Origin of the sequence: Mesorhizobium sp. BH1-1-4 (assembly GCF_020165665.1) — a bacterium.
Classification (GTDB): Bacteria; Pseudomonadota; Alphaproteobacteria; order Rhizobiales; family Rhizobiaceae; genus Mesorhizobium.
In genome coordinates, this window is sequence record NZ_JAIUIN010000002.1 from 533,865 (window position 1) to 556,385 (window position 22,521).

22 protein-coding genes, 1 tRNA gene and 1 pseudogene are annotated in these 22,521 nt (G+C 62.8%); 9 read left to right on the forward strand and 15 right to left on the reverse strand.

The annotated features are described in order from the left end of the window. Positions 1-12: 12 nt before the first annotated feature. The 6 genes from LB569_RS06195 to LB569_RS06220 form a co-directional block, all read right to left on the reverse strand. Positions 13-3,783 (reverse strand): vitamin B12-dependent ribonucleotide reductase, encoded by a 3,771-nt coding sequence (locus LB569_RS06195; RefSeq protein WP_224691482.1) that lies wholly within the window; start codon positions 3,781-3,783, stop codon positions 13-15. A 619-nt stretch (positions 3,784-4,402) separates the two neighbouring features. Then, entirely contained in the window at positions 4,403-4,714 is a 312-nt protein-coding gene (locus LB569_RS06200) for a PilZ domain-containing protein (protein WP_224691483.1), read from the reverse strand. A 91-nt stretch (positions 4,715-4,805) separates the two neighbouring features. Then, positions 4,806-5,294, reverse strand: coding sequence for an NUDIX hydrolase (locus LB569_RS06205; protein ID WP_224691484.1), 489 nt, complete (start codon positions 5,292-5,294; stop codon positions 4,806-4,808). Positions 5,295-5,504: 210 nt separating this feature from the next. Continuing rightward, positions 5,505-6,005, reverse strand: a complete 501-nt coding sequence (gpt, locus tag LB569_RS06210; RefSeq protein WP_140706641.1) for a xanthine phosphoribosyltransferase — start codon at positions 6,003-6,005, stop codon at positions 5,505-5,507. Between the two features lie 116 nt (positions 6,006-6,121). Beyond that, positions 6,122-6,955 carry a universal stress protein gene (locus LB569_RS06215; protein ID WP_224691485.1) on the reverse strand — a complete coding sequence of 278 codons (834 nt, stop codon included), beginning with the start codon at positions 6,953-6,955 and terminating at the stop codon, positions 6,122-6,124. Between the two features lie 99 nt (positions 6,956-7,054). After that, on the reverse strand, positions 7,055-7,798 hold the full coding sequence (locus LB569_RS06220; protein ID WP_224691486.1) for a competence/damage-inducible protein A: 744 nt from the start codon (positions 7,796-7,798) through the stop codon (positions 7,055-7,057). Between the two features lie 239 nt (positions 7,799-8,037). Between LB569_RS06220 and LB569_RS06225 the strand changes: the two genes are divergently transcribed. Both LB569_RS06225 and LB569_RS06230 read left to right on the forward strand, forming a co-directional pair. Further along, the gene (locus LB569_RS06225) at positions 8,038-9,051 is read left to right on the forward strand and encodes an alpha/beta fold hydrolase (RefSeq protein ID WP_224691487.1); all 1,014 of its coding nucleotides are present in this window, start codon (positions 8,038-8,040) and stop codon (positions 9,049-9,051) included. 55 nt (positions 9,052-9,106) lie between these two features. Next, the gene (locus LB569_RS06230; RefSeq protein ID WP_140706633.1) at positions 9,107-9,391 is read left to right on the forward strand and encodes a hypothetical protein; all 285 of its coding nucleotides are present in this window, start codon (positions 9,107-9,109) and stop codon (positions 9,389-9,391) included. Positions 9,392-9,451: 60 nt separating this feature from the next. On the opposite strand, the gene LB569_RS06235 is transcribed toward LB569_RS06230, so the two are convergent. From LB569_RS06235 to LB569_RS06250, 4 genes are all read right to left on the reverse strand, one after another. Continuing rightward, on the reverse strand, positions 9,452-9,691 hold the full coding sequence (locus tag LB569_RS06235; protein WP_136617408.1) for a DUF2188 domain-containing protein: 240 nt from the start codon (positions 9,689-9,691) through the stop codon (positions 9,452-9,454). Between the two features lie 29 nt (positions 9,692-9,720). Beyond that, entirely contained in the window at positions 9,721-10,014 is a 294-nt protein-coding gene (locus LB569_RS06240) for a DUF982 domain-containing protein (protein WP_140706631.1), read from the reverse strand. A 164-nt stretch (positions 10,015-10,178) separates the two neighbouring features. After that, positions 10,179-10,496, reverse strand: a complete 318-nt coding sequence (locus tag LB569_RS06245; protein ID WP_224691488.1) for an SH3 domain-containing protein — start codon at positions 10,494-10,496, stop codon at positions 10,179-10,181. A 115-nt stretch (positions 10,497-10,611) separates the two neighbouring features. Beyond that, positions 10,612-11,715: an NADH:flavin oxidoreductase/NADH oxidase gene (locus LB569_RS06250; protein WP_224691489.1), complete on the reverse strand. Its 1,104-nt coding sequence runs from the start codon at positions 11,713-11,715 to the stop codon at positions 10,612-10,614. Between the two features lie 157 nt (positions 11,716-11,872). Here LB569_RS06250 and LB569_RS06255 point away from each other — a divergent pair, with 157 nt between their 5' ends. Further along, positions 11,873-12,451: an NUDIX domain-containing protein gene (locus tag LB569_RS06255; protein WP_224691490.1), complete on the forward strand. Its 579-nt coding sequence runs from the start codon at positions 11,873-11,875 to the stop codon at positions 12,449-12,451. Positions 12,452-12,488: 37 nt separating this feature from the next. Here the strand turns inward: LB569_RS06255 and LB569_RS06260 are convergent. Continuing rightward, positions 12,489-12,574 (reverse strand) — tRNA-Leu (locus tag LB569_RS06260). A gap of 432 nt (positions 12,575-13,006) precedes the next feature. On the opposite strand from LB569_RS06260, the gene LB569_RS06265 reads away from it, so the two are divergent. Beyond that, positions 13,007-13,384, forward strand: coding sequence for a SecDF P1 head subdomain-containing protein (locus tag LB569_RS06265; protein WP_224691491.1), 378 nt, complete (start codon positions 13,007-13,009; stop codon positions 13,382-13,384). Between the two features lie 84 nt (positions 13,385-13,468). Beyond that, complete coding sequence (gene ade / locus LB569_RS06270) at positions 13,469-15,286, forward strand: adenine deaminase (RefSeq protein WP_224691492.1); 1,818 nt, start codon at positions 13,469-13,471, stop codon at positions 15,284-15,286. Between the two features lie 255 nt (positions 15,287-15,541). Here ade and LB569_RS06275 read toward each other — a convergent pair whose 3' ends face one another. Both LB569_RS06275 and LB569_RS06280 read right to left on the reverse strand, forming a co-directional pair. After that, positions 15,542-16,705 carry an alpha/beta hydrolase gene (locus tag LB569_RS06275; protein ID WP_224691493.1) on the reverse strand — a complete coding sequence of 388 codons (1,164 nt, stop codon included), beginning with the start codon at positions 16,703-16,705 and terminating at the stop codon, positions 15,542-15,544. Positions 16,706-16,847: 142 nt separating this feature from the next. After that, positions 16,848-17,921, reverse strand: coding sequence for an alpha/beta hydrolase (locus tag LB569_RS06280; protein ID WP_140710901.1), 1,074 nt, complete (start codon positions 17,919-17,921; stop codon positions 16,848-16,850). A 379-nt stretch (positions 17,922-18,300) separates the two neighbouring features. Here LB569_RS06280 and ilvA point away from each other — a divergent pair, with 379 nt between their 5' ends. After that, positions 18,301-19,557, forward strand: coding sequence for a threonine ammonia-lyase IlvA (gene ilvA / locus LB569_RS06285; RefSeq protein ID WP_224691494.1), 1,257 nt, complete (start codon positions 18,301-18,303; stop codon positions 19,555-19,557). Beyond that, positions 19,554-20,107, forward strand: a pseudogene (locus LB569_RS06290) (DUF1697 domain-containing protein). The gene ilvA and the pseudogene LB569_RS06290 overlap by 4 nt, the downstream one beginning before the upstream one ends. Before the next feature lie 131 nt (positions 20,108-20,238). Here LB569_RS06290 and LB569_RS06295 read toward each other — a convergent pair. Continuing rightward, on the reverse strand, positions 20,239-20,532 hold the full coding sequence (locus tag LB569_RS06295; protein WP_224691495.1) for a DUF2218 domain-containing protein: 294 nt from the start codon (positions 20,530-20,532) through the stop codon (positions 20,239-20,241). Between the two features lie 142 nt (positions 20,533-20,674). After that, positions 20,675-21,115 (reverse strand): VOC family protein, encoded by a 441-nt coding sequence (locus tag LB569_RS06300; protein ID WP_140710909.1) that lies wholly within the window; start codon positions 21,113-21,115, stop codon positions 20,675-20,677. 218 nt (positions 21,116-21,333) lie between these two features. Between LB569_RS06300 and LB569_RS06305 the strand changes: the two genes are divergently transcribed. Both LB569_RS06305 and LB569_RS06310 read left to right on the forward strand, forming a co-directional pair. Next, on the forward strand, positions 21,334-21,927 hold the full coding sequence (locus LB569_RS06305) for a cold-shock protein (RefSeq protein ID WP_140710911.1): 594 nt from the start codon (positions 21,334-21,336) through the stop codon (positions 21,925-21,927). A 24-nt stretch (positions 21,928-21,951) separates the two neighbouring features. Further along, positions 21,952-22,515 carry a DUF192 domain-containing protein gene (locus LB569_RS06310; protein WP_224534463.1) on the forward strand — a complete coding sequence of 188 codons (564 nt, stop codon included), beginning with the start codon at positions 21,952-21,954 and terminating at the stop codon, positions 22,513-22,515. Positions 22,516-22,521 lie beyond the last annotated feature (6 nt).

The following is a 22,521-nucleotide window of genomic DNA, read 5'->3' on the forward strand; positions in this document are numbered from 1 at the left end:
TGATTGATGCTCTCAGCTGCACCCGCTCGTCGAACCACATGTGTCGCACTTCTCGCAGGTGCCGTTCCGCACCATGGTGAAGTTGTGGCATTCCGAGCATTCGTTGCCGGTGTAGCCCTGCATCAGCGATTGCTGGCGCCGGGTGGCGGCGAGCGCCTTCGCTTCTGCGGCCTCGTGCGCCGCGGCGTCGGAGAACAGCCCTTCGGCGCCCAAAGCCTCGGCTTCCTCCTCGGCGATGTCCTCGACCAGTTCCCTGGCGCGCTCCTCATAGTCGCGCTTATAGGCGATGGCCTCGTCGCTCGCCGGCTTCAGCGCCAGCACGTTGGAGCCGGAGAAAGCCGTCGGCGCCACGCGGGCAGGGGCCGTGGCCGGGCCAGAACCGCCGAATCCCTTGGGCTCGGCGCCCGACACCAGCTTGACTGGCGAGGCACCGCGATAAAGCCCCTTGGAGAACGGCGTGGCCTTGCCTTCGGTGATGCCGCGGCCGAGTGCCGTCTTGTCGAAATCCGACTGGTCGACATGGGCGAGGTCGTGGCGGTTGAGATAAGAGACCGCAAGTTCGCGGAACACGTAGTCAAGGATCGACGTCGCGTTCTTGATCGCGTCATTGCCCTGTACCATGCCGGCCGGCTCGAACTTGGTGAAGGTGAAGGCTTCGACAAATTCCTCCAGCGGCACGCCATATTGCAGGCCGAGCGAGATGGCGATGGCAAAATTGTTCATCATCGCCCGGAAGGCCGCGCCTTCCTTGTGCATATCGATGAAGATCTCGCCGAGACGCCCGTCGTCGAACTCGCCGGTGCGCAGGTAGACCTTGTGGCCGCCGACGACTGCCTTCTGCGTATACCCCTTGCGGCGGTTCGGCAGTTTTTCGCGGTCGCGGTAGAGACGCTCGACGACGCGCTCGACGATCTTTTCGGTGACCTGCACCGCACGCTGCGCGGCGGGTGCGGCGATCAGCTGCTCGACCGCGTCGTCCTCGTCCTCCTCGCCATCGGCGAGCAGCGAGGCATTGAGCGGCTGCGACAGCTTCGAGCCGTCGCGGTAGAGCGCGTTGGCCTTCAGCGCCAGCTTCCACGACAGCATGTAGGCGCTCTTGGCGTCCTCCACCGTCGCGTCGTTGGGCATATTGATGGTCTTGGAGATGGCGCCGGAGATGAAGGGCTGTGCCGCCGCCATCATCTGGATATGGCTGTTGATCGAAAGCGAGCGCTTGCCGATCTTGCCGCACGGGCTGGCGCAGTCGAACACCGCCAGATGTTCGGCCTTGAGGAAGGGCGCGCCTTCCAGCGTCATCGCACCGCAGACATGGATGTTGGCGGCCTCGATGTCCTTCTTCGAAAAGCCCAGCGCCGGCAGCATTTCGAACGAGAAGTCGTTGAGCTGCTCGTCGGTGAAGCCAAAGGTCTCCTTCACCCAGTCGGCGCCGAGCGTCCACTGGTTGAAGACGAACTTGATGTCGAAGGCCGACTTCAGCGCCGCGTTGAGTGCGGCGATCTTGTCGTCGGTAAAACCCTTGGCCTTGAGCGAGCCGGGGTTGACGGCCGGCGCCTGGTTGAGATTGCCGTGGCCGACGGCATAGGCCTCGATCTCGGCGATCTGGCTCTCGGAATAGCCGAGCGTGCGCAGCGCTTCCGGCACGGCGCGATTGATGATCTTGAAGTAGCCGCCGCCGGCTAGCTTCTTGAACTTCACCAGGGCGAAATCGGGCTCGATGCCAGTGGTGTCGCAATCCATGACCAGGCCGATCGTGCCGGTCGGCGCGATCACGGTTGCCTGCGCGTTGCGGTAGCCATGCTCCTCGCCGAGTTCGATGGCGCGGTCCCAGGCGGCCTTGGCGTGGGCGGCCAGATCCTGCTGCTTCAGGTCCGACGCCACGAGCGGCACCGGATTGACCGCGAGTTTCTCGTACCCGTCCTTGTCGCCATAGGCGGCGCGGCGATGGTTGCGCATGACGCGCAGCATGTTCTGTGCATTGCGGTCATAGTCGGGGAAGGCGCCGAGTTCGGATGCCATTTCCGCCGAGGTCGAATAGGCGACGCCGGTCATGATCGCGGTCAGCGCGGCGCAGATCGCGCGGCCCTCATCGGAGTCGTAGGGAATGCCCGAGGTCATCAGCAGGCCGCCAATATTGGCGTAGCCGAGGCCCAGCGTACGGTAGTCGTAGGAGAGCTTGGCGATCTCCTTCGACGGGAACTGCGCCATCATCACCGAGATTTCGAGAACCATGGTCCACAGCCGCACGGTGTGCTCGTAGGCGGCGATATCGATCGTGCCGTCGGCGTTGCGGTAGGGCAAGAGATTGATCGAGGCGAGATTGCAGGCCGTGTCGTCGAGGAACATGTATTCCGAGCACGGATTGGAGGCCCGGATCGCACCGGCCGAAGCGCAGGTGTGCCAGTCGTTCATCGTCGTGTTGAAGTGCAGGCCGGGATCCGCCGACGCCCAGGCGGCGTAGCCGATCTTTTCCCAGAGGTCGCGCGCCTTCAGCGTCTTCAGGACCTTGCCGTCCTTGCGGGCGGTCAGGTGCCAGTCGGCGTCGGTCTCGACGGCGCGCAGGAAATTGTCCTTCAGCGACACCGAATTGTTGGAGTTCTGGCCGGAAACCGTGAGATAGGCATCCGAATCCCAGTCGGTGTCGTAGGTCTTGAACGACATCGAAGTGTAGCCCTGCTTGGCGAACTGGATGACGCGGTAGATGTAGTTTTCCGGCACCGCCGACTTCTTGGCCGCCTTGATCTCGCGCTTCAGCGCCGTGTTGATCGCCGGATCGAAGCAGTCGTCGTCATGGCCTTCGCAGTTGACGCAGGCCTTCATGATCGCTTCGAGATGCTTCTTGACGATCTTGGAGCCGGTCACCAGCGAGGCGACCTTCTGCTCTTCATTGACCTTCCAGTCGATGAATTCCTCGATGTCGGGATGGTCGGCGTCGACGATGACCATTTTCGCCGCACGGCGCGTCGTGCCGCCCGACTTGATGGCGCCCGCGGCGCGGTCGCCGATCTTGAGGAAGCTCATCAGGCCGGAAGAGCGGCCGCCGCCTGACAGTTTTTCGCCTTCGCCGCGCAGCAGCGAGAAGTTCGAACCGGTGCCCGAGCCATATTTGAACAGGCGCGCTTCACGCACCCACAGATCCATGATGCCGCCCTCGTTGACGAGGTCGTCCTGCACGCCCTGGATGAAGCAGGCATGCGGCTGCGGATGCTCGTAGGAGGATTTCGACTTGGTCAGCTTGCCGGTGAAGGGATCGACATAGAAGTGGCCCTGACTCGGACCGTCAATGCCATAGGCCCAGTGCAGGCCGGTGTTGAACCATTGCGGCGAATTCGGCGCGACGCGCTGCGTGGCCAGCATATAGGCAAGCTCGTCACGGAAAGCGCGCGCGTCTTCCTCCGACGCCTTGAAGTAGCCGCCCTTCCAGCCCCAATAGGTCCAGGTGCCGGCCAGCCGGTCGAAGACCTGGCGGGCGTCGATCTCGGAACCATAGCGCTCCGCTTCCGGCAGCTTGGCGAGCTCTGCCTCGTCGGCGACGGAGCGCCACAGGAAGGAGGGGACGTCGTTCTCCTCGACCTTCTTCAGGCGCGCGGGGACGCCGGCCTTGCGGAAATATTTCTGGGCCAGGATGTCGGCGGCGACCTGGGAGAATTGCGCCGGCACATCGATGTTGTCCAAGCGAAACACCACCGAGCCATCCGGATTCTTGATCTCGGAAAGCGCCTTGCGGAATTCGATCTCCGCATAAGCTGATTGCCCTGGCTTGGTGAAACGACGCTCGATGCGCATTGGTCCGGTCCCTTTTGTCTATATATAGCGCTTTCATCAGGGGATTTCTGCCCCCAAGAGACGAAACGCGCGGTCCGCCGTTTGCCGGCATGCGAACAATGCCGGCATCTCCATTTCGCAGGCGCGGCCATACACACGACAAAACGCCTTGCCGGGCGTTTGCCGAGGCTGCCAACCGACCCTACGGGTCCCTCAAAACTGATTTTTTCGATTCCCTCACCTGAGGGAAATTCACACTATCTAGCGTCGAACTTAGCTGCAAACACTAAATATAGTATTAACAGACAATTTATTCCAGTCCGACAATTCTCCCTTTCGTCGCCCCACCACCCACGATCCCAACGCCTCCGCCGGCCTCGTAAACAGGCGGAAATGCGGGCAAAACACACATAGTCCGGGAAAAAGACCGGGCTCAGAACTTTCCGGTCGCGCTCTCAACAGGAGCGCATGGCCTATAAAAGGCGACTCGTTTCGAGCCGTCAAGGATTCGTTTGCGTAGCTTTTGTGACCCCAACATCTTGTGTGTCACACATGTGGATAACGGGGATAGAATTGACCGCCGTGGCGACCATTTTCCGGTGGCGAACATGCGCTACCGCGAGGCATGGCCGCCCGGCGGTCAGCCGTAGTGCAATTTCGGCTTTGGCTCGGTGCCGGTGAACTGGACGCCGATCCTGTCGTTGCGGCGCCAGCGGGCCTCGCAGCGATAGGCAACGCCATCGAGCGGAACATAGAGAAGGAAGCGATCGGGAACCCGGGACTCAAGCGGTATTTTCAGTTCGGCGCCGCCCGCATGCTGGTTGCGCACCGTGCAAGCCACCTCGGAGTTCTGGATGCCGGTGATGATCGTTCCGCCCTTGAGCACGCGCGGACGATGCTCGCGCTGGGGCTCGCCGGGATCTTGCTGCAGTGGGTCTGCGGGATTCGCCATCGATCAAACGCCAGGACTGAACGATCCTAACCAAGAAAAATTAGCAAACCATTGCGGCGCAGGATTGTGCGTCCGCCGCGATATTTGCCGATCAGGAAAACCTGCGCGGGTCGGCGCAGAAATAGGCGATGATCTGGCAAAGGTCGGGCTCGTTGACCATGCGCACGGCTTCGCTCGAATTGACCCATTTGCGGGTGCGGGAGTGTTTTTCCTTCCAGCGGTCGGCGACCTTGTCGACTTGCAGCGGAAAGACCAGCACCTCGCAGGGCACTTCCTCGCCTGAGGCCAGCACCTTGGCATAGAAATAGCGGCCGGCTTCGAGATGGGAGATGTTTCCGCGCAAGCCGGCTTCCTCGGCGGCCTCGCGCGCGGCCGCCTCGCACAGCGGCTCCCGGGCTTCCGGCCAGCCCTTTGGCAGCACCCAGCGGCCCGTATCACGGCTGGTGATCAGCATGACCTCGATGCCGTTCCCGGCATCGCGCCAGGGCAAGGCGGCAACCTGCAGACGGCATGGCGCGGTGCCGAAGAGTCGCCGGACCCTTTCAGCCAGATGGTTGTGCGTCGTTGGCCGTGTCAACATCGGAGAAGCTAGCCCCAGCCTCCAGAATCGTTTGCCGCCTCACGAATCTTACGGCTAATTGTGACCAATAAAAGTAAAAACTTTGGTCAGGCTGGCCGAATCCCGTCAACAAAGGTCGATTTCACAGGATAACTTGCCCGTGGCGCGCGCCGCACAAGCAAATATTGTCGCCCGCAGCGGGCTTAGCTGGAAGAAACGCCTTTCAGCGAATCAGCCGGCGTGGTCGTCGGCGATCGGTTTCTGGTAGGTGAAACCCATGTCCCACGGGAAATAGATCCAGGTGTCCTGGCTGACCTCGGTGACGAAAGTATCGACCAGCGGCCTGCCCTTGGGCTTGGCGTAGACAGTCGCGAAATGGGCCTTGGGCATCATGGCCCGCACGATGCCGGCGGTCTTGCCGGTGTCGGTCAGGTCGTCGATGATCAGCACGCCGGCGCCATCGTCGGCCAGCAAGCTCGGCGTGATCTCCTTCAGCACCTGCAATTGTCCCTGGCTGGTGTAGTCGTGATAGGAGGCGACGCAAACCGTCTCGATGATGCGGATGCCCAGTTCGCGCGAAATGATCGCCGCCGGCACCAGCCCGCCGCGCGTGATGCAGACGATCGCCTTCCACTGACCCTTGTTGGCGCCGGCAAGCCGCCAGGCAAGCGCGCGGGCGTCACGATGAAACTGGTCCCAGGAGACCGGGAAGGCTTTTTCGGGTAGGGACATTTCTCGCGCACTCCACGGCACGCGACGACCGCGTGCACAAAAACAGGGGAATGCGCGCGGAATTAACTGGAAAGCCTTGGGTTTGGCAAGGGTGGGCGGCAGCGATCGCTGTGGACTTATCGCGACAGGAAGGCCGCTACCTGTGATGTGCGCAGCACCGTGCGCGTCACCCCGCCGAACAGGAGCTGGCGCAGCCAGGAATGGCTGTAGGCACCAAGAACGAGGAGATCGGCGCCGCTCTCGGCGACCCTGTTCTGGATCATGTCGTCGACCGAGGTGCCGTCCGATTTCTGCACCGAAACACTGACGGTGGCGCCGTGGCGCGACAGCGCCGACGCGATCTCGGCGCCGGCGGCCTCCGGGCTTTCGTCGAGCGTATCGGGTGGGTTGATGACCAGTATGTCGGTTTTCTCCGCCTCGATGATGAAGGGCAGGGCGTCGAACGCGGCGCGCGCGGCCTCCTTGCTGCCGTTCCAGGCAAGCAGCACGCGTTTGAATGTGGTGACGAGCGGACCAGCGCTTGGCACCACCAGTACCGGCCGGCCGGCATCATAGACCAGCGTATCGACGTCGGCGCTCGGATCGCCGCCGGTCTCGCGCTGGGCGGCGATGATGAGATCGGCGGCGCGCACGGTCGAAATGCCGGTCAGCGCGCTGTCGCCGGAGAAGCTCTCCAGGCTGCGCCATTCGAAGGAAAGGCCGGAATCCTCGATGCGCCTGAGGAATACGGCCTGGAGCTTGTCGGCCCGTTCCCGGTTCATGTCGGCCGAGACCTGCAGGAATTCCGTATCGGGAAAGCCGGTCGCCGACGTGTAGGGCACCGGCAGCGCCTCGGCATGGATGCCGATCAAATGGCTCTGGAAGCGGCCGGCAAGCGGGATGGCGCAGTCGAGCACGCGCTCGGCGTCCTGCTCGTTCTGCAGAATGGCGACGATGGTCTTGAAACGCATGGTGATCCCTCAATCTTGCGAGTGCCCTCAATCTCGCGAGTGATGGGCCTCGCGGCAGGAAAACGTTGCAGCGTCGTTCTTGGTTCCGGCCCGACCGGGTCAGCGCGCCTGGCTGGCGAAGCCGGCCACCATGGCCTCGACGTCGGCGCGCGCGGCTTCGAGCGCATCCTCGCTGCGGGCGCGGACCACCAATTCGGTCCAGAACTTGCCGTCGCCATATTTGGGATAGGAGCCGATGATCGTATCGGGATGGGCTTTCTGGATCTCGCCCAACGGCCCGCCGACAAGGCCCTCGCCGAACGGGCAGTGCACCGTGGCCGACAGCATTTTTGTGCCGGCTTTCAGCGTCGGCACGACATTGTCGAGCATGGCCTGGAAGATCGAGGGCACGCCGGCCATGACATGGACGTTGCCGATGCGAAAACCCGGCGCCACCGACACCGGGTTGTCGATATGGTCCGCGCCGCGCGGCATGCGCGCCATGCGCTTTCGCGCTTCCGTGTACTCGATGCCGCGCGCGGCATAGCTCGCCTCCAGCAGGGCATAGGCCTTGGCGTCGTATTCGCAAGGCACGCCGAACGCCTTGGCGATCGAATCGGCCGTGATGTCGTCATGCGTGGGGCCGATGCCGCCGGTGGTGAACACATAGGTGTAGCGTGCGCGCACCGCATTCACCGCGGCCACGATCTCGTCTTCCTCGTCGGGCACGATGCGCACCTCCTTCAGGTCGATGCCGATCGCCGTCATGATATCGGCGAGGTGGCCGATATTCTTGTCCTTGGTACGGCCGGACAAAATCTCATCGCCGATGACAAGCATGGCGGCAGTGACGATTTCAGGCATGGGAAGGGCTCCGGCGGACGGGCCGTCTGCATAGCGCGGCGCACGGGCGTCGGCAATGCCGCCCAGATGGCGAACGGTCCGACAGACACGGATATCAGCTGGATTGCAGGGACTGGTCTCTTCCCGATTGTCCTTGGTCCCGCAGGGCGGCAACGGCTGCCTCGCGAGGTCGGCCCGTCCTGTCGGTCCTTGCGGCGGTATCGCAGCCGGGTAAGCTGCGGCTCGGATCCGGGTGACGAATGCTGATATCGATTCTGCTCTGGCTGCTTGGCGCCGCCATTCTGGCGGCGGTCCTCTTGCTCGTTTGTCTGTTGTTGGCGACGCTTTGGATCGCGGCGAAAGCGGAGAGATTGGTGCCGCCGGTCGGAAAATTCGTCGAGATCGACGGCAACCGCATCCACTATGTCGATGTCGGGCAGGGGCGGCCGATCGTCTTCCTGCATGGGCTTGGCGCCCAATTGCATCATTTCCGGCACACCGTGTTTGGCCGTTTCGGTCCCGGCTACCGGCTGATCGCGCTCGACCGTCCGGGCTCCGGCTATTCGACGCGGGCAAGCGGAGCGACGGGCCGCTTGCCCGAGCAGGCCGAGATCATCAAACGCTTCATGGAAACACTGGGGCTGGAGAGGCCGCTTGTGGTAGGTCATTCCCTCGGCGGTGCCATCACACTGACCCTGGCCGTCGACCATCCCGAGGCGATTTCAGGCATCGCCTTGCTGGCGCCCCTGACGCATCTGGAGACAAGGACGCGGCAAGGATTTGACCTGCTCTACATTCCCTCGCGCCCGTTGCGGTGGATCATGGCCTGCACGGTGGCGATACCGGCGAGCCTTAGATATGCCCGGCCGACGATGGACTTCATCTTCGCGCCGCAGGCCGTCGCGGCGGACTACATGATCGGAGGCGGCGGATGGCTCGGCCTGAGGCCCGCCCACTACCACGCGACGTCGACCGATGTCGTGGCGGTCGAGAAGGATCTCGGCGACATCGAGCGCCGCTATGGCGAGATCGCCATGCCGGCTGGCATCCTGTTCGGCGGCGCCGATCGCGTCATCGGCGTGGCTGTCCATGGCGAGCCGATGCGGGAAAAGGTCGAAGGACTTGATTTCGAGCCCGTCGATGGTCTCGGCCATATGCCGCAATTCGTCGAGCCGGAACGGGTCGTTGCCTTCATCAAGCGCATCGCGGCGCGAGCTTTTTCAGACACGGCATCACCAAGGGTTCACGACAATTTCAATGAACCATCCGGCTGATTGCCGGGTTTACCCCGTGTCGCATCCCAAGGCGGCCAAGATACGGAGTAATTCAATGTACAGGAAACTTTTCGCTGCATCCGTCCTGACGATCGGTCTCGCCACATCGGCGATGGCCCAATCGTCCGACGCAACCTATTCCAACCATCACAATTGGTGGCTGTTCGGCAACGGGGATTCTTCCGCCGTCGACCAGAGCACCACCGGCAGCATCAACGCGGACGGGTCCGGATTGAACACCCTTGGCAATCCCGGCCCGGCCGGGCCTTGTGCCTCGAACACGGCAGGCCCCGACGCGAATGCCCAAGGCAACGTCAACGATCAGTACTGCGGCAAATAGCGAGCCGCGGGCCTGCCCCGGACGCCATCTCTCTTGGCATCCGGGGCTGGCACATGACTGTCAATCCGAAATTTCAGTCTGGGGCCGATCACGGCCGTCAGCCAGTTCCTCGTGCCATTTTCCGTCGGCGTCCTCATACTGGATGCCGTCGGTAGCGCCGGCCACCTGTTGTTCCGCCGAAGCGATTTCGGCGGCGCGCAACGCATCCTGATGGGTGGGAAATGTCTCCGAGAAGGTCGCGCCGACCTTGTAAGCCCATCCACCGTCATGCTCGACGATCTTGTAAGTCAGCTTCGCCATTCAAAACCTCCGGTTAAGGGTCCGCCTGTTCAATGCAGTCGGTCGTCGGGCAGACGGTCGTCTGCCAGCCGGTCGTCGGGCACCAGCACTTCCGATTCCCTGGCGGCCTCGATCAGTGCCCTGCGCGCTTCCGCTGTCGAACGATAACCTTCCAGCACTTTGAGGCAAGTGTCGAGGGCATCACGGTGACGAGGCCCGCGATTGAGCGGCCACACCGTCATCAGGCACTCCGCCGCCTCCTGGGTCGAGCGGATATGGCGATATTTGCCGACATGGCCAAGTTCGACCACGACGGGCGTTTCAAAAGGCTTGTTGTCCATCATGGCCGCAACGCAAAGCAGCCAATTTGGTTGCAAAAATGGCCCTCGGCCTGCGCCCAAAGGTCGCGTCGCGTTTATCACGGCGCTGCGTGGGCATAGGGTCGGCCAACCGGATCCGGCCTCGGATCAAGCCGCGAGCATGGTTTGGGCGGCATGCATCGACGGCCTCAGTAGCCGCAGTCATTGCGCAGCCAGCGCGCATTCGCCCAGCCGGTCCCGCCGCCGATTTCGACTTGGTACCAGTTGCCGCGCCGGTCGAAGATCTCGACATGGTCGCCGTTGAACAGCTGTCCGATCATCCGGGACGACGAGTTGGGCCGTGTGCGCACGGCCAGAAAACCGCTGCCCGTCGCCAGATTGTAGCGGCCTGACAGGCCGTGCACCGTACCCTCGCAATAGTGCGCAACACCTGGCGTGGACGCGCCAAGCCATGACCCGGCCACGACCATAACGACTGCGGCCGGCAAAAATGCCCTGAACGACATGATGCCCCCTTCCAAATCAGGCCGCGCCGAAGGCGGCCTTACCCACCGGAACAAGTGACGGAGCGATTAAAGCGGAGCCATCGCAAGCTGTCCAGCCGCATTGGCAAAGGCAACGTCAGCCGGCGGCCTTCATCCAATGTTGCATCGTCGTCACCGAGCGGGCGAGCTGCGGCGCCGGATGGATTTTTTCGCTGAATGTGGCGGCCGCACGCCATCCCCAGCGCGGATCGGCGAGGAAGGCGCGTGCCAGCGCCACCATGTCGGCGCGGCCCTCGGCGATAACGGCCTCGGCCTGTTTCGGGTCGTCGATCAGGCCGACCGCACGGGTCGGAATTCCGGCGCCCTTGCGCACGGCTTCCGCCAGATGCACCTGGTAGCCGGGGCCGGTGGGCAATTTCTGCAACGGCGAATTGCCGCCGCTCGAACAGCAGAGATAGGCGACGCCTTCGGCCTTCAGCGCTTTCGCCACCTCGACCGCGTCGGCGACGTCGAAGCCGCCATCGACCCAGTCCGTCACCGACAGCCTGGCGCCGAGCATCAGCTTCGGCACCGCTTTCTTCACCGCCTTGGCGATCTCGACGACAAGGCGCATCCGGTTTTCCAGCGAGCCGCCCCAGCGGTCCGTGCGCTGGTTGGACAGAGGCGACAGGAACTGGAAGATCAGATAGCCGTGCGCTGCGTGCAGCTCGATGAAGTCGAAGCCGGCACGTTCGGCTCGCTTTGCGGCCTCGGCGAAGCGTTCGATGAGCTGCAGGATTTCTTCGTCCTCCAGCGCGTGCGGCACGTTCCAGCCCGTATCGTAGGCGATCGCCGAGGCCGAGACGGTCTGCCAGGGGTCTTCATTCGGCTGCAGCGGGCCGCCGCCTTCCCATGGCTTGCGGTTCGAGGCCTTGCGGCCGGCATGCGCCAGCTGTGTCCCGAACTTCGTGCCGGGCGCCGCCACGCGCCGGGCCGCGTCCAGCGCGCGGCGCGCGGCCGCCTCATTGTCTTCGGAATAGAGGCCCAGGCAGCCATGGCTGATGCGCCCGCGCCGCTCGACATCGGTCATCTCGACCGTGACCATGCCGGCGCCGGACATGGCGAGGTTCATCCAGTGATAGAGATGCCAGTCGCTGGCCGAGCCGTCATCGGCGGAATACTGGCACATCGGCGCCACCGCGATGCGGTTGGGAAAGGTGAGCCCATCGAGCGTGATGGGCTGGAATAGCGATGTCGTCATGAAACCAACTCCGGAGGGAAACCCGCTATTTAGGCAACGGATCTCTTCCGTACCACACACGAGACGGTGAAACGCGTGCTGGACCAATCGCTGCCCCGGTTGCGGAGAGGCCGGTTGGCGGCTACGCCTGCGCCCGACAGCAAGCATCGAGGTAGCCATGGAAGACCGCATTCGTATACGCTCGGAAGAGGTCCTCTCCGACGACTGGGCGATCCTGAAGAAGACGGTGCTCGACTACCGCCGGCGCGATGGCCAATGGGAGACGCAAATCCGCCAGACATATGATCGCGGCGACGGCGCGGTGATCCTACCCTATGACCCCCAGCGCTCGACCGTGCTCCTGGTGCGCCAGTTCCGCTATCCCGCCTATGTCACCGGCCACCGCGAACCGCTGATCGAGGCCTGCGCCGGACTGCTCGACGAAAACGACCCGGAGACCGCCATCCGCAAGGAAGCCGAGGAAGAGCTGGGCTACCGGCTGAACAAGATCGAGCGGCTGTTTTCGCCTTACATGAGCCCCGGCAGCGTCACCGAGCGCCTCTGGTTCTTCATCGCCCGCTACTCACCCGCCGACCGCATCTCGGCCGGCGGCGGCGCCCCGGAGGAGGGCGAGGACATCGAGATCCTGGAAATGCCGCTCGACGAAGCGCTGGCGAGTATTGCCGATGGCCGGATTATCGATGCCAAGACGATTATCTTGATTCAGCATTTGAAGCTTAACCCGATGAAGGATTGAGCCTGGTGGCCCGCCACCCGAAGCTCGAAGCGAAGGCTGGTGCGGACGACGGGAATCGAACCCGTACGATCAGAGATCGAGGGATTTTAAGTCCCTTGCGTCTACCAATTCCGCCACGTCCGCGAGGCCAGCCCTTTTCAGACGCCAGACACAGCCCGTCAAGTCGTGTTCTGAGGCACCCGAGCGCTCAACCCAGAGGAGGAGGCGGGATGATACTGGCGCGATCGCGGAATTTATCCGCACTGCTGGCATCGGTAGATATCTGCGCGGCGGATCGATCCGCCATGGCCGGCGCCTCTCAGGCCCAACCCATTCCCCCCGCCCACTGGGGAGCGTCGGCCGCCCCCGCATCCCGCGAGACTGGTCCGCTACTTGCTCGGCAACGGTGAGGGTGGCGACGCTCGGAACTCGTAGCTGAGATTGACGCGGACCGTGTTCAGTTTCGATCCGATCGTGGTCGTTGAAGGGGCAGGCGCCTCGCGGTTCTCAGTGTCCTTCCGATTGCCGCGGCGCGCGCCTTGTGCGAAACAGGCGCCGCCCATGGGAGGATACTTTTTGCGCATCCCGTTCCGCTTTATCACGACCGTCACGGCGGTGCTGGTGGTCGCACAGATAGCGGTGGCCGACCCGCTGACGCTCATCATTGCCAAGGCCGTGGCCGTTCCCGATCCTGCTTCGGGACAGGACATGCTCAGCCTCAAACTCACTCCCGACAGCGGCAAGGCCTTTGCCACCTTCACGGGGGCAAATGTCGGCAAGATCGTCGAACTCAGCATCGACGGCGCCATAGTGACGTCGCCACGCGTCGTGGAACCGATACTGGGCGGAGAAATCATGATCAGTGGCGCGTTCAAACCGGGCGAAGCCGAGCGCGTCGCGGAGCGAATTTCAGCCGGCGGTTCCAGGGTCGAAGTGGACGTGAAGCCCGAATAGCCAGGCCATCCCAAGGCAAATCCACGCTTCCTCGCTGGCCAAAGCGCCGTAGGCTTGGCACAGTCGGGCAAACAGGAGTCTTCGATGGCCAGAAAGCCGCCCGCCAGCGCAACGAAACCCAAACCCTGGACCGGAATGGCGACCGATCTGGTCGACGTCGCCATGGGCCGCAAACCCGCCGATCTCGTCATCCGCAACGGGCGCTGGGTCAACGTCCATTCGGGCGAGATCATCGCCGGTACCGACGTCGCCATATCAGGCGGACGCTTCGCCTATTGCGGGCCGAATGCCGGCCACACGATCGGACAGGGCACCAAGGTGGTCGACGCGGGCGGGCGCTATCTCGTGCCCGGTCTCTGCGACGCGCACATGCATGTCGAGAGCGGCATGGTGACGGTGACCGAATTCTGCCGCGCCGTCATCCCGCACGGCACCACCTCGATGTTCATCGACCCGCACGAGATCGCCAATGTGCTGGGTTTGCCGGGTGTTCGCCTGATGCACGACGAGGCGGTGGCCATGCCTATCAACGTGCATGTGCAGATGCCGTCCTGCGTGCCTTCGGCGCCTGGGCTTGAACATGCCGGCGCCGAACTGACGGTCGCCGATGTCGCGGAGGCGATGAGCTGGGAAAACATCATCGGGCTCGGCGAAGTGATGAATTTCCCAGGCGTCGCCGCCAACGATCCGGTGATGTCGGGCGAGATCGCCGCCACTGTGAAGGCAGGCAAGACGGTGGGCGGCCACTATGCCTCGCGCGATCTCGGCCTGCCGTTCCACGGCTATGTCGCCGGCGGACCCGAGGACGACCATGAAGGCACACGCGCCGAGGATGCGATTGCCCGCGTGCGCCAGGGCATGAAGGCCATGCTGCGGCTGGGCTCCGCCTGGTACGACGTTGCCTCGCAGATCAAGGCGGTGACCGAAGGCGGCATCGATCCGCGCAACTTCATCCTGTGCACCGACGACAGCCATTCCGGCACCCTTGTCCATGAAGGCCACATGGACCGGGTGGTGCGCCACGCCATCAGCCAGGGGCTGAAGCCGGTGACGGCGATCCAGATGGCGACGATCAATACCGCCCAGCATTTCAGGCTGGAACGCGAGATCGGTTCGATCGCACCGGGGCGCCTGGGCGACCTGCTGATCGTCTCCGATCTCGCCGCAATGACCATCGACGAGGTCTATGCGCGCGGCGTCAGGCTAGCCAAGGGGGGCAAGCTCGACATCGACATTCCGGCCTATGACTATCCGGAGACGGCGAAGAACACCGTCAAGCTGGGCAAGAAACTCAAGGCGGCGGATTTCGACATCGTGGCCCCCAAGGGCGCCAACGAGGTGCGGGTGCGGGTGATCGGCGTCATCGAGAACCAGGCGCCGACGCGGGCGCTGGAGGCGGATCTTCCAGTCGAGGATGGGCTGGTTGCCATGGACCGCCGCAACGATGTCTGCCAGATCGCGCTGGTCGAGCGCCACAGGGGCACCGGCGGCGTCACCAACGCCTTCGTCTCCGGCTTCGGCTATATGGGTGATTGCGCCATGGCCTCGAGCGTGGCGCATGACGCGCACCACATCATCTGCGTCGGCACCAACAAGCAGGACATGGCGCTGGCGGTCAACCGGCTGGGTGAAGTCGGCGGCGGCGTCGTGCTGTTCTCCAAGGGCAAGGAACTGGCGCTGGTCGAAATGCCGATCGCCGGGCTGATGTCGGACGAACGCGCCGAGATCGTCGCCGCCAAGGCCGAAAAGCTGACCGAGGCGATGCGCAAGATGGGTTGTTCCCTGAACAACGCCTACATGCAGCACTCGCTGCTGGCGTTGGTGGTCATTCCGGAGCTGAGGATTTCAGACGTCGGCCTGATCGACGTGACGACGTTCCAGAAGGTCGATCTGTTCGTATAGACTTTGTCGGAATATGCGAGCCGGTTACAGCTCAGTATGGATTTGCATACGGAATCAGAAGAAGTAATTTTCAAAAAAAGACGCAATAATCCCAGCTATAATAGTTCCGAAAAGAGCAATATAGGCGTACATATCGCTTCTGTTCTCTATTTTTCGCCACCGGTGCGTATTCTTATCCATAAGGTTGAAATAAACCAGAATGCCGAGACCGATTCCACCAAATACCAAAATTGAGTACGACATAGGCTGAACCTCTCACCCACCGGTGACGATAGTCAGCACCTTGAATGGCGTGGTGATGACGACCTCGGCGACCGAACCAACGGCCTTGCCGAGGCCCTGGCCTATATTGTTGAGCTGTGCCGGATCGGGTTCGTCCGAGGCGAGGCCAGCTGGTGTGCGCAGGCGGTCGCCGAGCAATTGCACCAGGAACGGGTTGTCGGCGAATTTTGCGTGGTTGAGGCCGCCGTCGCCGCCTTTCGTCTTGGTCAGATCGACCACCGACACGCCATAGGAGGCGAGATCGGCGGCGTTGCCATAGTCGCCGACGCGCGGTTTGTCGCCGGAGATGAACGAGGACAATTTGAGCGCCCGGTCATCGCCCGAAAGCAGCACGGCGAACGGCTTGTCGGGTTTGCCATAACGGATCATCTGCTTCTTGAACACGTCGACGTCGATATCAGGCGAGGCAAGGATGACATAGCCCAGCTTGCCGCCGAGATCGCGGTCGCCGGTGATGGCGAGCTGGCGCAGCGCCTCCATGGTCAGCCAGGTCCCCATCGAATGGGCGATGATGTCGATGCTCTTGACCCGCGTCTTGGCGAGCATCCGAAGCGTCGCCTCGAGATCGTCGCGGGCGGCTGTGGAACTGTCCTTGTCGTAGATATAGCCGGTCGTCTTGGCGCTCGATGCCCAGGAGAACAGCACGGGCGTGCCCGGATATTTGGTGTCGTGGGCGATCTGCGTCAGCCGGTAGATGCCGTCATCGAAACCATTGTTGAAGCCATGCACGAAAACCAGCGCACGGTCGCCGCGCATGGCGATGTCGGCGCCGACCGCCTTGGCGAATTGCGGCGCGCTTTCGTAATAGGTGACATCCTTGGCCGTGAAATCCTTGGCTGGATTGCTGTTGGCCGAACCCTTGGCGCGCTCGATGTTGCCGACCTGATGGCTCTTGGGAACCGTGACGTCGACCCGCGCGAAGCTGGTGGTGAGCGAACGGTCGCCGTCGAAGACCTGCCTTGGGTCCTTTGTCGCCTTCTGGCGGGTGGTGGCGACAAATATTTCATGGGTGGCAGCGATATCGGATGCCGGCACGCTGACCGTCGTCTTGTTGAGCAGGTCATGCGTATTTCCAGCGCAGCCGGCGAACAGCAACGCGAAGGCGACGACACCGAAACTCTTCAAGCGCAAGGCCACGCGTCGGCTCCCGTAACGGGGGACGTCAAACGCATGACGTCGCTCGATACTCCGATAAGGCCAGAGACGGGCGCGGTCCAGTTCAAAGTGCGCCGACAGCGTGGTAAGGGCGAACGGCACGGCCAAACCCGTGGCGCGGCATCTACTGCCCGAGCAGGCTGATGCGATCGGTCACGTCCCGGTCACTGGCGAAACCATCATCCTCGCGCAGCCGCTGGCCGATCATCTTCACCAGGGCCGGATTGTCGGCGAATTTGGTGTGATTGAAACTGTCGCTTCCCTTGACCTTGGAGAGATCGACGACCGTCACGCCGTAAGAGGCAAGGTCGGCGGCATCCTTGTAATCGCCGACACGCGGCCGCGAGCCGGCGATCAGGCCTGATAACCGCAACGCGCGATCGTCATCCGACAACAAGAGGATGAACGGCTTGTCGGGCTTGCCATAACGGCGCATCTGGCTCTTGAACACATCGACGTCGATGTCGGGAGAGGCCAGCACCACGTCGCCGAGCTTGCCGCCAAGGTCCCGATCGCCGCTGATGGCCATCTGGCGCAGCGTTTCCATTGTCACCCAGGTTCCCATCGAATGGGCGACAATGTCGATGCGCCGCGCGCCGGACTGCTGCAGCATTCGCAAGGTCACTTCGAGCTGGTCACGGGCGGCACTGGCACTTTCCTTGTCATAGACATAGTCGGTGGTCTTCGCGCCCGAGGCCCAGGAGAACAGCACCGGCGTCCCGGGATAGCCGGAATCATGCACGAGCTGGGTCAAGCGGTAGACGGCGTCGTCGAAGCCGGTGTTGTAGCCATGGACAAACACCATCACGCGGCCGCCGCGCGCCGCTATGTCGGCGTTGAGAGCGCTGGAGAATTTTGGTTGGGTATCGTAGCCGACGACCTCGGAAGCCATGAAGTATTTGGCCGGATCATTCGACTTGCCGCGCGATCGCCGTTCGATCTGGCCGGTCGTGTGGATCCCCGGAACGGTGACGTTGACGCGAGCGTAGTTCAGCGTGGCCGAGCGTTCGCCGTCGAAAACCTTGTTGGGATCGTCGGATTTCTTGCGCGTCGTGGCGATGAAGATCGAATGGTTGCCCGCGATTTCCGTAACCGGCGCGGACATGACCGCGCTGCCGAGCAGTTCCTCGGTTTTACGGCCGCCACAGCCCGCCACCAGCAAGGCAAGCGCTAGAATGCAAATCGTCTTCAAATGCACGTCAAAAATTCCACTCAAGCCCAGTAAGGGCTCGTCCACCCTCCGCGATACCTCCCCAGCAGGCGAAGTGCGGCGGAAGTAAGTCATCTCCGGGCAAAATCTGGTCGGCTTCCGCCGATGGCTATCCACTGTTGCGCGAAAGCCAAAGCCTTGGCGGCAAGGCCGCCACATCGCGGAAAGCGTTCACGAAAGTGTCCGCCGGCCCGATGCGGGAAGCATGAACAAACGGCCCCAAGCGCCTGCAAACATTTCGCGAAGGCGTCGCCGCGAGCGCTGACCCAGCCGGGCAATGGTCTTTGCGGGGCCGGATGTGTAATAGGCGGATGTGTAATAGGGTTGTCTTCTAACGCGCCCGCGGGCGATCCGGGATGAATTTGCCATGACCAGCTTTTCCTCGCGCGTCGCCACCGCCGCCGCCGCGATCCGTCAGATCTTTCCCGAAACCCCGCTGCAGGAAAATGACTATCTGTCCAGAAAGACCGGCGCGCGGGTGCTGTTGAAGCGCGAGGATTTGAGCCCGGTGCGATCCTACAAGATCCGCGGCGCCTTCAACTTCTTCCGAAAGGCGCTTGGCGAAGGCAACCAGGCCGAGCTCTTTGTGTGTGCCTCCGCCGGCAACCATGCGCAGGGTTTCGCCTTCGTCTGCCGCCATTTCGGCAAACGAGGCGTGGTGTTCATGCCGGTGACGACGCCGCAGCAGAAGATCGACAAGACCAGGCTGTTTGGCGGCGACTTCGTCGAGATCAAGCTGGTCGGCGATTTCTTCGACGACTGCTATCGCGCCGCCTTCGAATTCACCGAAAGCTCTGGCGCCCACATGGTGCCGCCCTTCGACCACAAGGACATCATCGAGGGGCAGGCGACGGTCGCCTATGAGATCGCGGAACAGATGCCGGGCGCGCGCATGCCCGACATCGTCATGCTGCCGGTGGGTGGCGGCGGTCTGGCTGCGGGGGTGACGCACTATTTCGCCGACCAGGGCCGCGAGGCGCGGTTCGTCTTCTGCGAACCGGCCGGCGCGCCGAGCCTGCGCGACAGCCTCGCGGCGGGAAAGCGGCTGAAGCTCGCCAAGGTCGACAATTTCGTCGACGGCGCCGCGGTTGCCGAGATCGGCCGCGAACCCTTGCGCTATCTCAGGGAGTTTGCCGCCGACAGCGTGCGGCTGGTCCCGGAAAACCGGCTCTGCGCGACGATGATCGAAATGCTCAACATCGAAGGCGTGGTGCTCGAGCCGGCCGGCGCGTTGGCGATCGATGCGCTGAAGGATTTTTCCAGGAAGGAAATCAGGGGCAAGACCATCGTTGCCGTGGTCTCGGGCGGCAATTTCGATTTCGAGCGCCTGCCGGACGTCAAGGAACGGGCGCTGCGCTTCGAGGGCCTGAAGAAGTACTTCATCATCCGCTTTCCGCAGCGGCCGGGCGCGTTGCGCGACTTCCTCGAAATGCTGGGTCCTGACGACGACATCGCGCGCTTCGAATATCTGAAGAAGTCGGCGCGCAATTTCGGCTCGGTGCTGATCGGCATCGAAACCAAGGATCGCCGCAATTTCGATCTGCTCAAGGCGAATTTCGAGGCCGAGGGCGTCCAGTATCAGGACATCACCGACAACGAAACATTGGCCGGGTTCATCATATGAGCGGAAGGGTCTTCATCGCCCTGTTCTCCGGCATCAATGTCGGCGGCAACCGCATCGTCAAGAGGCGGAGTTGCGGACCTTCTTCGAGGGGCTCGGCTTTTGCGATGTCGCCACCTACGTGCAGAGCGGCAATGCCGTGTTCCGGGCCGACAAGGGCGACGCGGCCGCGCTGACGAAAAGGATCGAGGCGGCCTTCGAGGCGAAATGGGGCTTTCATTCGCGCATCATGGTGCGCGACCTCTCATGGTTCGAACGGCTGGTGCGCGAAAATCCCTATCCCGAAGTCGCCGCCGACCACACAAAGCTCCACGCCTACGCGCTGGAGCGTGAGCCGACCGCCGACGAGGCGGCGCGGCTGGCCGAGAAGTGCACAGGTCCCGAGCGTTTCGAGATCAAGGGCGACGTGCTTTACCTCAGCGCACCGGACGGGCTCGGCAAATCGGTGTTCGCCAACCTCATCCCGCGTGTTCTGAAGGTGCCGGGCACCGCGCGCAACTGGCGCTCGGTGCTGGCGCTGCTGGAGATGGCTCGTCAAGCCGGCAAGAGCTAGAGCAATTCCAAGAAAAGTGTGTAACGGTTTTCCCGGGAGAAGCGCGTAGCGCTTCCCCTTGGGAATTGCGTAAAAACAAAGAGTTAGAGCGGGTCGGCGATTCTATCAAATGCTGAACCGCTCTAGGCCTGTCAAGCCGCCGGAGCGGGCTTCCAATCGAAGGACAGTTCCTCGCGGAAGGCAAAGCGCTTGATGTGGTCGGCGACGACGCTTTCCAGGCGCTCGAGCGATCCTGCTTCGTCTGTCGACACCGTGATGTGCAGCGCCGCCGCATCGGCGTCCATGACCGTGCGGCCAAGCGAGAGATCGATGGCGCCATGGTTCGGGTCGAACTCGACCGGGAATTTGTGCGCCCAATGCTTGCACAATTGCTGCAGGTAGCGGCTGGCATGTTCGGTGGCGACGTCGGCGTGGCTGGAAGGCATGATTGAATTCTCCATGGGCGCGAACCCATTCGCATGACAATGCGCCGGTGCTACGGCGCCGGCGCGACTTCAGGCAGATAGGCATTGCCCGGCCGAACGCCAAAGCCGACCGGGCGCTTCCGCCCGGTCCCGGGGCAGAACCTTACCAGCTTCCGGTGTTCGCCATCGATGCCCAGGGCTCGGCCTTGGCCTTGGCCGGGCCCTTCTGCAGGAGCTCGATGGAAATACCGTCGGGCGACCGGATGAAGGCCATGTTGCCGTCGCGCGGCGGCCGGTTGATGGTGACGCCGTTGTCCATCAGATGCTGGCAAGTGGCGTAGATGTCGTCGACCTCATAGGCGAGGTGACCGAAATTGCGCCCGCCCTTGTAGTCTTCCGGATCCCAATTGTAGGTGAGTTCGACCAGCGGCGCCTTGTCGGCGATGCCGCTCTGCTCGTCTTCGGACGCCGCCAGGAAGATCAGCGTGAAGCGGCCTTGTTCGTTTTCATAGCGGCGAACTTCCTTGAGCCCGAGCTTGTTGCAGTAGAAATCGAGCGAGGCATCGACATCGGCGACGCGGACCATGGTGTGCAGATAGCGCATGTGTTTTCCTCGATCTGTTGGGTTGCGGCGCAACATAGGGTCGGCCCGGTCAAAGGGCAATCGTGAGGCGGCAAGCGGTGCCGGCAAAGAACAAATCCGGTATTCCCGCAATGAACCGTGAAAAAAGGCACGTCAGGTCTTGCACACACCGGAAGCCGCGGTGTTAATCTGGTGTCAAGAATCAGTTGCGGTGTTTCTTGAAAAAAGGGGGCATTCTTATGGGGGAAAAGGCCTCTTTGACCGGACGGGCCGGGACCCTTGCCGACGCCTTGACGCGCGACGAAGGCGGCGATGCCGACCTGGCCGAGATTGCCGGCGCCATCAAGTGGTTCGATGTGGCCAAGGGCTATGGCTTCATCCTTCCCGACGACGGTGTTTCGGGCGATATCCTCCTCCATGTGACTTGCCTTCGACGGGACGGCTTCCAGACTGCCTTGGAAGGCGCGCGCGTGGTCTGCCTTGTGAAGCAGGGCGAGCGCGGGCTGCAGGCTTTCCGCGTTCTCTCCATGGATGTCACCACAGCGGTCCATCCCGCGGAAATGCAGGAACAGCGCACCCATGTCTCGGTGACGCCGGAGAGCGGGCTCGAACGCGCTTTGGTCAAATGGTTCAACCGCACCAAGGGGTTTGGCTTCCTGACGCGCGGCGAGGGCACCGAGGACATTTTCGTCCATATGGAGACCTTGCGCCGCTACGGCATTACCGAGCTTCGGCCGGGGCAGGTCGTGCTTGTCCGTTTCGGCCGCGGTGACAAAGGCCTTATGGCCGCCGAAATTCACCCCGATATGGGCACCTTGCCGGTCTCGCACTAGGGCGAGCCCGGCCGAGGATTTCTTATGACACACAGGAACGTGCTGACAGCGGGCGTGATGTGCGCTGTGGCCGCCGTTATGGTCGCCGCGGCCGCATTCTTCTATTTCCAGGTACCCAGCGTGGCCGATGGCCGGGCGATGATCCTTCCCGTCGACGCTGCGCCGCTCATCGCGGTCACGAAAGGCGGCGAGCGCTCCTTCTCCATCGAAGTCGCCGATACCGAGGCGGAGCGTGAAGCAGGCCTGATGTTTCGCGAGGAGATGGCCGCCGATCATGGCATGCTGTTCGTCTTCGACGAGACGCGCGATGTCAGTTTCTGGATGAAGAACACGCCGATGCCGCTCGACCTGATCTTTGTCGGCCAGGATGGCAGGATCCGCGCCATCAAACAGGGCGAGCCGCAGTCCGAGGCGATCGTCTCGCCCGGCGAGCCGGTCCGCTTCGTGCTCGAACTCAAGGCCGGCACCGCCGCCAGGGAGGGCATAGCGGATGGCGATCTGCTGCGTCATCCGGCGATCGGGACGGCGTCGGGTCCTGGCACGCCGCCGGCCGACAAGGGCGATTCTCCGAACGTCGGTTCCGATTAAGCGCGG

What these genes read in the sequence shown, in the direction of transcription:
- LB569_RS06195 (WP_224691482.1), bottom strand. Translation starts at nt 3,783, where the DNA reads ATGCGCATCGAGCGTCGTTTCACCAAGCCAGGGCAATCAGCTTATGCG.
- LB569_RS06200 (WP_224691483.1), bottom strand. Translation starts at nt 4,714, where the DNA reads ATGGCGAATCCCGCAGACCCACTGCAGCAAGATCCCGGCGAGCCCCAG.
- LB569_RS06205 (WP_224691484.1), bottom strand. Translation starts at nt 5,294, where the DNA reads ATGTTGACACGGCCAACGACGCACAACCATCTGGCTGAAAGGGTCCGG.
- gpt (WP_140706641.1), bottom strand. Translation starts at nt 6,005, where the DNA reads ATGTCCCTACCCGAAAAAGCCTTCCCGGTCTCCTGGGACCAGTTTCAT.
- LB569_RS06215 (WP_224691485.1), bottom strand. Translation starts at nt 6,955, where the DNA reads ATGCGTTTCAAGACCATCGTCGCCATTCTGCAGAACGAGCAGGACGCC.
- LB569_RS06220 (WP_224691486.1), bottom strand. Translation starts at nt 7,798, where the DNA reads ATGCCTGAAATCGTCACTGCCGCCATGCTTGTCATCGGCGATGAGATT.
- LB569_RS06225 (WP_224691487.1), top strand. Translation starts at nt 8,038, where the DNA reads ATGCTGATATCGATTCTGCTCTGGCTGCTTGGCGCCGCCATTCTGGCG.
- LB569_RS06230 (WP_140706633.1), top strand. Translation starts at nt 9,107, where the DNA reads ATGTACAGGAAACTTTTCGCTGCATCCGTCCTGACGATCGGTCTCGCC.
- LB569_RS06235 (WP_136617408.1), bottom strand. Translation starts at nt 9,691, where the DNA reads ATGGCGAAGCTGACTTACAAGATCGTCGAGCATGACGGTGGATGGGCT.
- LB569_RS06240 (WP_140706631.1), bottom strand. Translation starts at nt 10,014, where the DNA reads ATGATGGACAACAAGCCTTTTGAAACGCCCGTCGTGGTCGAACTTGGC.
- LB569_RS06245 (WP_224691488.1), bottom strand. Translation starts at nt 10,496, where the DNA reads ATGTCGTTCAGGGCATTTTTGCCGGCCGCAGTCGTTATGGTCGTGGCC.
- LB569_RS06250 (WP_224691489.1), bottom strand. Translation starts at nt 11,715, where the DNA reads ATGACGACATCGCTATTCCAGCCCATCACGCTCGATGGGCTCACCTTT.
- LB569_RS06255 (WP_224691490.1), top strand. Translation starts at nt 11,873, where the DNA reads ATGGAAGACCGCATTCGTATACGCTCGGAAGAGGTCCTCTCCGACGAC.
- ade (WP_224691492.1), top strand. Translation starts at nt 13,469, where the DNA reads ATGGCCAGAAAGCCGCCCGCCAGCGCAACGAAACCCAAACCCTGGACC.
- ilvA (WP_224691494.1), top strand. Translation starts at nt 18,301, where the DNA reads ATGACCAGCTTTTCCTCGCGCGTCGCCACCGCCGCCGCCGCGATCCGT.
- LB569_RS06295 (WP_224691495.1), bottom strand. Translation starts at nt 20,532, where the DNA reads ATGCCTTCCAGCCACGCCGACGTCGCCACCGAACATGCCAGCCGCTAC.
- LB569_RS06300 (WP_140710909.1), bottom strand. Translation starts at nt 21,115, where the DNA reads ATGCGCTATCTGCACACCATGGTCCGCGTCGCCGATGTCGATGCCTCG.
- LB569_RS06305 (WP_140710911.1), top strand. Translation starts at nt 21,334, where the DNA reads ATGGGGGAAAAGGCCTCTTTGACCGGACGGGCCGGGACCCTTGCCGAC.
- LB569_RS06310 (WP_224534463.1), top strand. Translation starts at nt 21,952, where the DNA reads ATGACACACAGGAACGTGCTGACAGCGGGCGTGATGTGCGCTGTGGCC.